This is a genomic window from Nonomuraea basaltis, assembly GCF_005893125.1.
In the GTDB taxonomy this organism is placed as follows: domain Bacteria; phylum Actinomycetota; class Actinomycetes; order Streptosporangiales; family Streptosporangiaceae; genus Nonomuraea; species Nonomuraea basaltis.
Map to the genome: position 1 here is coordinate 20,987 of NZ_VCJS01000086.1, position 8,422 is coordinate 29,408.

The 8,422-nt window shown below is 67.5% G+C and carries 6 protein-coding genes; 4 read left to right on the forward strand and 2 right to left on the reverse strand.

Features of this window, described 5'->3' with window-relative positions:
- Positions 1-159 precede the first annotated feature (159 nt).
- On the forward strand, positions 160-1,182 hold the full coding sequence (locus EJK15_RS33850; RefSeq protein ID WP_138714559.1) for a serine hydrolase domain-containing protein: 1,023 nt from the start codon (positions 160-162) through the stop codon (positions 1,180-1,182).
- A 320-nt stretch (positions 1,183-1,502) separates the two neighbouring features.
- Here the strand turns inward: EJK15_RS33850 and EJK15_RS33855 are convergent, their stop codons facing one another.
- Entirely contained in the window at positions 1,503-1,976 is a 474-nt protein-coding gene (locus EJK15_RS33855) for a MarR family winged helix-turn-helix transcriptional regulator (RefSeq protein WP_138714560.1), read from the reverse strand.
- Between the two features lie 111 nt (positions 1,977-2,087).
- Here EJK15_RS33855 and EJK15_RS33860 point away from each other — a divergent pair, with 111 nt between their 5' ends.
- On the forward strand, positions 2,088-3,194 hold the full coding sequence (locus tag EJK15_RS33860) for an epoxide hydrolase family protein (RefSeq protein ID WP_138714561.1): 1,107 nt from the start codon (positions 2,088-2,090) through the stop codon (positions 3,192-3,194).
- 119 nt (positions 3,195-3,313) lie between these two features.
- Positions 3,314-6,112, forward strand: a complete 2,799-nt coding sequence (locus EJK15_RS33865) for a heparinase II/III family protein (RefSeq protein ID WP_138714562.1) — start codon at positions 3,314-3,316, stop codon at positions 6,110-6,112.
- 331 nt (positions 6,113-6,443) lie between these two features.
- Here EJK15_RS33865 and EJK15_RS33870 read toward each other — a convergent pair whose 3' ends face one another.
- Positions 6,444-7,235, reverse strand: a complete 792-nt coding sequence (locus EJK15_RS33870; protein WP_138714563.1) for a phytanoyl-CoA dioxygenase family protein — start codon at positions 7,233-7,235, stop codon at positions 6,444-6,446.
- Positions 7,236-7,337: 102 nt separating this feature from the next.
- Here EJK15_RS33870 and EJK15_RS33875 point away from each other — a divergent pair, with 102 nt between their 5' ends.
- On the forward strand, positions 7,338-8,252 hold the full coding sequence (locus EJK15_RS33875) for an AraC family transcriptional regulator (RefSeq protein WP_138714564.1): 915 nt from the start codon (positions 7,338-7,340) through the stop codon (positions 8,250-8,252).
- Positions 8,253-8,422 lie beyond the last annotated feature (170 nt).

Here is an 8,422-nt window from a genome sequence, read left to right on the forward strand (position 1 = left end):
ACGTATCGGTCAGGTTGTTGGCGATCTTGCTGGCAGTAGCACTGCGGGGCGTTGACAGCCGTGTTTCCGAGCGGGATAGGGGGGAACCCCGAGAAGCGCGTATATCGCTGACACTGCCTGTCAGTGACTCGGGCCTGCCTTTGGCATCAATATAAAGTCATGCGGATCACAGCCATCCTCGCCCTGCTCTGCGCGGTCGCGTGCAGCTCTCCCGCCCCCCGGACGCCGTCCGTACGGCCCTCCCCGGCGCCAGGGGTGCAGGCGGAGGCCACGCGGCTGGTCGAGGCCGGATCGTCGGGCGCGGTGGTGCACGTCAGGAAGGGGGATCAGACGTGGCAAGCGGCGGCAGGGCAGGCGGACACCGGGGTGCCGATGCGGACGAATCATCGGTTCAGGATCGCGAGCATCACCAAGACGTTCACCGCGACGCTCGTTCTGCAGCAGGTCGAGGAGGGGCGGCTGGCGCTCACCGACCGGGTGGACAAAGTGCTGCCTGGTGTCATCAAGACGAAGGCGACCGTGGCGGACCTGCTCAGGCACACCAGCGGCATCTCCGACTATCTGCGCGACGAGCGATTCGTCAAGGACTTGGCCAACGGCGCCCACCTCCGTCACTGGCCGCCCCGAGAACTGCTGAAATATGCGGACAAAGAGGCGCAGGGCTATTCCAACACCAACTTCATCCTGCTCGGCATGATTCTGGAGAAGGTGTCCCGCAAGCCGTACAGGGAACTGCTGAGCGAGCGCATCACGGGCCCGCAGGGCTTGACCGCGACCGAGCTGCCCACCGACGACCTGCCCAAGGATCTCGCGCACGGAAACCACACCGACGGAGTGGACAACGCCGAGCTGGACTCGTCGATCTTCTGGACCGCGGGCGGGCTGATCTCGACCGCGGCCAACGTGTCGAGCTTCTACCACTGGGTGTTCGCCCAGGAGGTGGGCAGGCAACTGCAGACCGGCGGCTTCGGAATCTTCGCCGAGACGCTCAGCTGCGGGCGGCGCGTGTTCAGCCATTCCGGATGGATCTTCGGCTACAGCGGGATGGCGATGAGCAGTGCGGACGGCGAGACGGAGGTGGTCGTCCAGCTGGCTTCCGGCCAACCGGCCGACGCCATCGCCGCAGCCGAACGGCTCATGTGCACCGCTAGCACAGACAGCAGACGACGCACGACGGAATGACAGTCGAGAGGATCATCCATCCATGATCTCTTGGCAGTGGAACTGCGTGGGTGCGCTGCCTTGAGCAGCGAGATCGCGTTTTCGAGCGGCACAGGCCATCAGCTCGCGCTCTGGCACGCCGACATCTCCGACACCCGGTTGTGGTGGATCGATACCACCACCTCGTGCTTACGACCTGGTCTGGGTGAGCGCGACGATGAGTTGGACGTGGGATCGCCGACCGACCGACCAGGGCGTTCTTCGCGGCCGCGGAGCGGCTGTCGGAGCCGAGGCCGAAGAGGGCAACGGAGTCGGTGGCTGGGCCAGGACTTCGGGGCCGGTCAGTGCCACGGCTCTTCGGGGGTGCCGGTTCGCCGGTTGTGGTGATCCAACAGCCTGGACAGCAGCTCGGTCAACCCCTGCCGCTCCTCGGGTGACAGTGGAGCCAGCAGTTCGTCCTGGCATTCGGCCAGCCGCTTCTCCAGTCGCCGCAGCTGCTGCTTGCCCGCTGGGGTCAGCGAGATGATGTTGCGCCGCCGGTCGGAGGGGTCCGGGGCGCGCTCGACCAGTCCGCGATCGGCGAGTTCGTTGATCGTCGCGACCATGTCGCTGAGGTGGATGCCACTGCGGCGGCCCAGCGCGGCCTGGCTGGCCGGGCCGGACTCCTCCAGCGTCGCCAGCAGGCGGTAGTGGTAGCCGCGGGCGCCGACGGACGAGAACCCGTCGCCCACCAGGCGGTGCGCGTGGTTGGCGGTCTGGCCGAGCAGCCAGCTGGGCAGGCCCTCCCACCGGGCGGGCGTCTCCTCGGTCTCCATGTGACAAGTCTATCGAGTCGTTTGGCGCACTAATGATGTGCTAGCGTTCGCCGAGTAAACGTTAGCTTGCCAAACATTAGTGCGCCGAATGAATCCCCTGGAGCTGAGACCATGATCAAGCCGTTCCGCATCGACATCCCCCAAGCCGACCTCGACGACCTGACCGACCGGCTCGCCCGCACCCGCTGGCCCAACGAGGTCGCCGACGCCGGGTGGGACTACGGCTTCCCGCTGGCGCGGCTCAAGGAACTGGCCGAATACTGGCGCACCGGCTACGACTGGCGCGAGCACGAGGCCAAGCTCAACGAGCTTCCGCACTTCACCACCGAGATCGAGGGCCAGAACATCCACTTCGTCCACGTCCGGTCTTCGAAGCCGGACGCGCTCGCGCTGGTTCTCACCCACGGCTGGCCCGGTTCGTTCCTGGAGTTCCTCGACGTGATCGAGCCGCTGTCGCGCGACTTCCACCTGGTGATTCCGTCCATTCCGGGTTACGGCTTCTCCGGGCCGACCCACGAGCGTGGCTGGGATGTCGTCCGGGTCGCGCGGGCCTGGGCTGAGCTGATGCGCCGGCTCGGGTACGAGCGCTATGGCGCGCAGGGCGGCGACTTCGGCTCTGGCATCTCAATGGCGCTCGGTGCGGTGGCATCCGAGCAGATCGTCGGGGTGCACGTCAACTTCCTGCCGACCCGGCCGGTCCCGGACGCCGACATCGATCTGTCCGAAACGGATGAAGCTCGGCTGGACAAGGTCAGGCAGCTGATGGCGAACCGTCCGCCGTACCAGGCTCTGCAGGCCCTCACCCCGCAGACCATCGGCTATGCGCTGACCGACTCGCCGGTCGGCCAGCTGGTCTGGATCGCCGAGCGCTTCGCACAGTGGACGGACCCTCGCTCGCCGATCAGCGACGAGCGGATGCTCACCGACATCTCGCTGTACTGGCTGACCGCCACCGCGGCTTCCTCGGCGCGGCTGCATCACGATGCTCCGCGGCGGAGCGAGCCGTGCCCGGTACCGGTTGGCGTGGCGGTGTTCGCGCACGACATCACGCAGTCGGTGCGACCGCTGGCCGAGCGGCTGTACGACATCAGGCACTGGTCGGAGTTCGAGCGCGGCGGCCACTTCGCCGCGATGGAAGTGCCGGAGCTGCTCGCCGAGGACGTCCGGGACTTCTTCCTCACCCGCATCAAGGACGACCACCGGGCCGCCACCCGCTAAGGCTGACAGCCGGAGTCGTGCGCGATCGTCTGGTTGAACCAGGTGACAAAACGGCCACGACGGGACCGCCGGAGACGCTGACATACCAGCGCTATACCGCGAACCTCTACCTTTCGCACATGTCTCGCCATTGGCGGTGGATCGCCGTACTGACGCTGGTCGCTGTGGGTCTGGTGCCCGGACCTCACGCCTCTGCGGCGTCCCTCTCGGATGCCGGCTTCTTCGGGAGATGGAGCAACGGCGCCTGGACGGTGGGCCCGCGGCTGTCCTACAACCAGGCAGGCCTGGCATCCGTGCAGAGCGCGGTCAAGGCTGGCGATTACGGGCTGGCCAAGCAGAAGCTGCTCGACTACTACCGCGCCCGCCCGACCATCGAGGCGGGCGGCTTCTCGCACGCGACCTGGCCGGGCGCGCTCGAGCTGACCGCCAGCCACATCTGGACGCTCGGACACGGGGAGGTGTACGTCAAGACGGTGACGTTCGGCCCGGGCGAGTCGACGGTCACGGCTGACGTCACGAGCATCATCACCAGCGGCAAGTCCGGATTTTTCCTGATGAGTCGGCGGAAGGATGCCGTCATCGCGCTCGTCAACAGCAGGAGCAAGGGCTCGGGCAAGCCCACGCTCCGGGTGACCCTGGCCGACGGCTCGGTGAAGACCTTCCACCCGTCGCACGACACCTACATCTGGCAGGCCAACCCCGGCAACGTGTATGGCAGCAAATACTTCATGCAGGTCAGCGACCAGGGCACAGGACCGTTCACCGGGGAGACGCGCAAGGCGTACCTGCAGTTCGATCTCTCCGGCGTCTCCGGGGTGAAGAAAGCCGAGCTGACGCTGACCGGCCAGGCGAACGCGAAGAAGGACGTCATGCTGTACGGCAACGCCGAGACCTTCGACGAGGCCACCCGCACCTGGTCCAACACCGTGCAGAACACGTTCTCCTGGGAGGGTGACCCCGGCGGCTTCGACTGGAAGCTCCCCGGCGGTGCCGACAAGGAGTATCTCATCGCCGACATGGAGTATCTCTACCAGCTGCCCCGCTTCTCCTTCGCCGGCCCGCTGGCCCTGGAGTACCAGAAGACCGGCAACGAGCAGTACGCCCGTACGCTCATCGGCCTGATGACCGACTTCATCAAAGACGCCGACACCTACGACGCCGAGCAGGGCGCCGACTATGGCGCCGGTTCCTATCCGGGCAACCTGCACGCCGCGCGCCGCCTGCACAACTGGATCGCGGCCTACGAGATCCTGCGCAAGAGCCCGTCGCTGACCCCCGAGGCCAACACCGCGATCCTCAAGACGATGAACCGAGCCGGCCTGTACCTGCAGGAGAACGTCAACGGCACGCCGAACAAGATGCAGTCACAGAAGATCACGCTGCTGCACGCCTCCGTCTACTTCCCGGAGTTCCGCGTCGCGCCCGCGTGGCGGACCGACGCCGCCGACTTCCTCTCGGACCAGCTCAACGACTCGACCTACCCCGACGGCGGCTACAAGGAGTCCACGGACGGCTACCTGCGGGGCTACCTCAGACAGTACGTGGACGTCGTCGCCTACATGCAGCGCAACGGCATCACGTTCACCGCCACCGCCAAGCTGCGGCAGTTGGGCCGCTTCCTCATGGACCAGAGCTATCCCAGCGGGTACGGCCCGGCCTACGGAGACAGCGATTCCCAAGACCTGCGCAGCACCCTCGGGAAGCTGGGCGAGCTGCTCAATGACCCCGAACTTCTCTACGTCGGCACCTCCGGCAAGTCGGGCGAGAAGCCGGCGCACACCTCCGCCCTCTACCCGGACACCAGGGTCGCGGTCTCCCGCTCCGGCTGGACCGCCGACGACTCCTACCTCCGGATCAACGCCGACCGCGGCAACCACAGCCACCCGGACGAGCTGGCGATCACCGCTTACGCGTACGGCCGGCCGCTCCTGCCCGACATGGGCACCTTCACCTACAGCACGGACGCCCGCGCGGAGTGGCTGCGGCTTACCACGGAGGCGCACAACACGATCGAGATCGACGACCACCCGCAGACCTCGACCGCGGCCGGCGGGATCACGCATCTGATCGCCAACCCGGCCTTCGACCTGATCGGTGCGAACACCGAGGGCTCCGCGGGCACGCGCCACGAGCGTTCCGTCCTGTCCCTGCACTCGGGCCTGTGGCTGGTCTCCGACCGGCTGAAGCCCACGAACACCGCGACGCACCGCTACGAGCAGAACTGGCACTTCGCCTCGGACGCCAAGCCCTCCCTTCACCCCGGGTCGAAGGCGGTGACCACGGCCTTCGACACCGGCGCGAACATCAGCGTCGTGCCCGCCGACCCGGGCAAGATCACCGAAGCGCTGTGCGACGGCTCCTACGCGCCACAGTTCTACTCGGTGGAGAGCGCCAAGTACGCTTGCTACGTCAAGACGGCCGACGGCCAGACGACCTTCGACACCCTCCTGCTGCCGTCCAGAGGGGCGGCCGACACATCGGTGACGGTGGAGCGGCTCCCCGTCGGCACCACCCCGTCCTACCTTGCGACAGCCCTGAGTCTGAACGGTGGCGCGGGGGTCTACTACAAGTCCTGGACCACGAAGGCGCCGCGCACGTTCGGCGCCTACACCTTCGACGGCAAGCTGCTCTATGTCCAGACCGGCGCCGCGGCCGAGTCGATCGTTGTAGTCGATGGCGCCGTCGTCGAGCGTGACGGCGCGATCCTGGTCAAGTCGCCCAGCCCGGTGAAGGACCTTGCCGTGGAGATCGGCAAGGATGGCACGGTACGCGTCGACGGCAGCAGCCTGGTGGCGAGCGTCGATCCGGCGAAGGCGATCGCGATCGCGGCGCCGCAGGCGACCAAGGTCGTCCTCAACGGCGCATCAGTCCCCTTCAAGCGCGAAGGCGTGTTGATATATGCGGTGGCCACCCCCTGAGGCGGCAGCCGGCCCATGGCTGGACCTGGCCAGAATGGAGCTCCGTGAGCCCCGCTTGCAGCGTGCGGTGCTCGACGCGTATTTCCCCGCGGGCATTCCAGCCGACGCACCACTGCACATGGCGAACCACCGACTGCTCTCCATGCTGCTGGCACTCGTGTGGGAGTACGAATGCGGCGGGGACTGGCTTCACGAGCGCGTTCCCAGCATCGAATCGGCACTGGCGGCGACATAGACGCGCCGGCTGATGTGCTTCGCCGCCGGGTGCTTGGCCCAGACTCGCGCTCACGCTGACGCTGCCACTCGCGAGACCCGCTTGACCCCCAGCCGTCTAAGCCCAGGGGCGGGGGAAGGTGTCGCCGTCCAACCGGTCGCCCACGGCGAGTCCGAGAGGATCGGTCACGATGTGCTCGGTCCCGCTGTAGCGGGTCGCCTCGTCCATGTAGATGTTGACGTGCGCGAGCCGGGCCTGGTCGGTGCGGTTGGGCAGGGCCATGTGGCCGGTGTAGCCGCTGTGGAAGATGCAGTCGCCGGCGCGGAGCGGCACGGTGACGCGGGGAATCCAGCGCAGGGACGGGTCCATCGCGAACAGGTCTTCCTCGTGGTGAAGGTCCTGCGGGCGCAGGCCGGTCCGATGCTGGGTGCCCGGCAGGAAGGTCATGCAGCCCCGCTCCGGAGGAACGTCGACCAGTGCTATCCACGCCGACAGCGGGAGCCGGTCGCCCGCATGCGGCCAGTACGGGCGGTCCTGGTGGAACTCGGTGGCGGCGTTGTTGTGCGGCTCCTTGACCAGCATCTGGTCGTGCCAGAGCCGCAGCGAGAACCCGGCGAGCTGTTCGGCGATCCGGCCGAGCCGCAGGTCGAACGTGAGCTCCCGCAGCGTCTGGTCATGTTGCCAGACGTTGACCAGCTGGCTGAAGACGCCTTGCTTCTCCAGGCTCTCCGCGCGATGCGCTTCCAGGAACGCCTCGGCGCTGGCCCGGAAGCGCTCGATCTGGTCGGGTTCGAGAACGCCTCGTACTCGAACGAAACCGTATTCGCGATACGCCGCCACAAGCTCGTTCGGCACCCGGCCGTCGGAACCGACGTCGCTGCCGGACTGCCCGGTCGTGGTCGTTGTCATCACTGACCTCCGAGGTTCTTGCCGTTTGGGATACTGCAAGCGTCGTCGTGGTGTGCCGCTATGGGCTAGGCCTATCTCGGCGAGTAGTCGTACGATCCCGATATGCCTGCCACGCTGCACGAGCACGCGCTGTTCGCCGGGGACCCGGTCTTGGCAGGTGTCCACCGCTTGGATCTCGACATCGAGCCGCACGCGCACGACTTCCTCGAGATCGCCGTGATCGGAACCGGTTACGGCCGGCACGTGACCAGCCAGGGCGAGCACCCGCTGCGGCGCGGGCAGGTCATCGTGCTTCGCCCCGGTGCCTGGCACGGGTTCCGGGACTGCGCCGGCCTGACCGTCGCCAACTGCTGCCTGTCCGCCCAGGCGCTACGAGCCGAACTGGCGGCGCTGCACGACATCCCGATGCTGCGCCGGCTGTTGTGGACCGATCCGGTGGCATCCGGCACGCATGGCGTGGCGGTCACGACCGTCGATCCGGCCGCCGCCGAGGAGGCCATCGCGGAGATCGGCTTGCTCGAACGCGACCTCGGAGCCGATCAGCGCCGGCCGGGCCGGATGCTGGGCCGGCTGATCACCGTGCTCGGCGTCCTGGCCGACGGCCGTGACCCCGAACGGCAGACGCTTGAGTCCACCATCCACCCCGCGGTCGCCGCCACCGTCGCCCGGCTCGAGGCAGCGCCCGCCCATCCGTGGCGGCTGGATGATCTCGCCCGGGCGGTCAACCTGGATCCCGCCTATCTCGGCCGGCTGTTCAGGCGCAACGTCGGGCTGACGCCGCTGGGCTTCCTGGCCCGGCTGCGGGCCGAGCGCGCCGCCACGTTGCTGGCACACTCGGCCCTGCCGGCTGCTCGGGTCGGCGCCGCCGTCGGCTGGGACGACCCGACGTACTTCGCCCGCCGCTTCCGGACGCTGGTCGGGCTGACGCCCACCGAGTACCGGAGACGTAGCCGATCAGCAGCCCATAATCAGCTCAGCGCCCCGGCCGAGGCGACGGGCGAGCAGAAGAGCTCCTGACTCGTTCTGCAGGGCTGCGGGAATCATGCTCGGACGTCACGGTGTGCTCGACCCGGTGGGGGCGGATCTGTGGCGGATCCATGGCCTAGATGCCGACCTCCAGGTCGCTCTTGGCAATGAGGGTCTCGACGGTTGCGTGGGCATACCGTTTCGTAGGAAGGACATGGTCG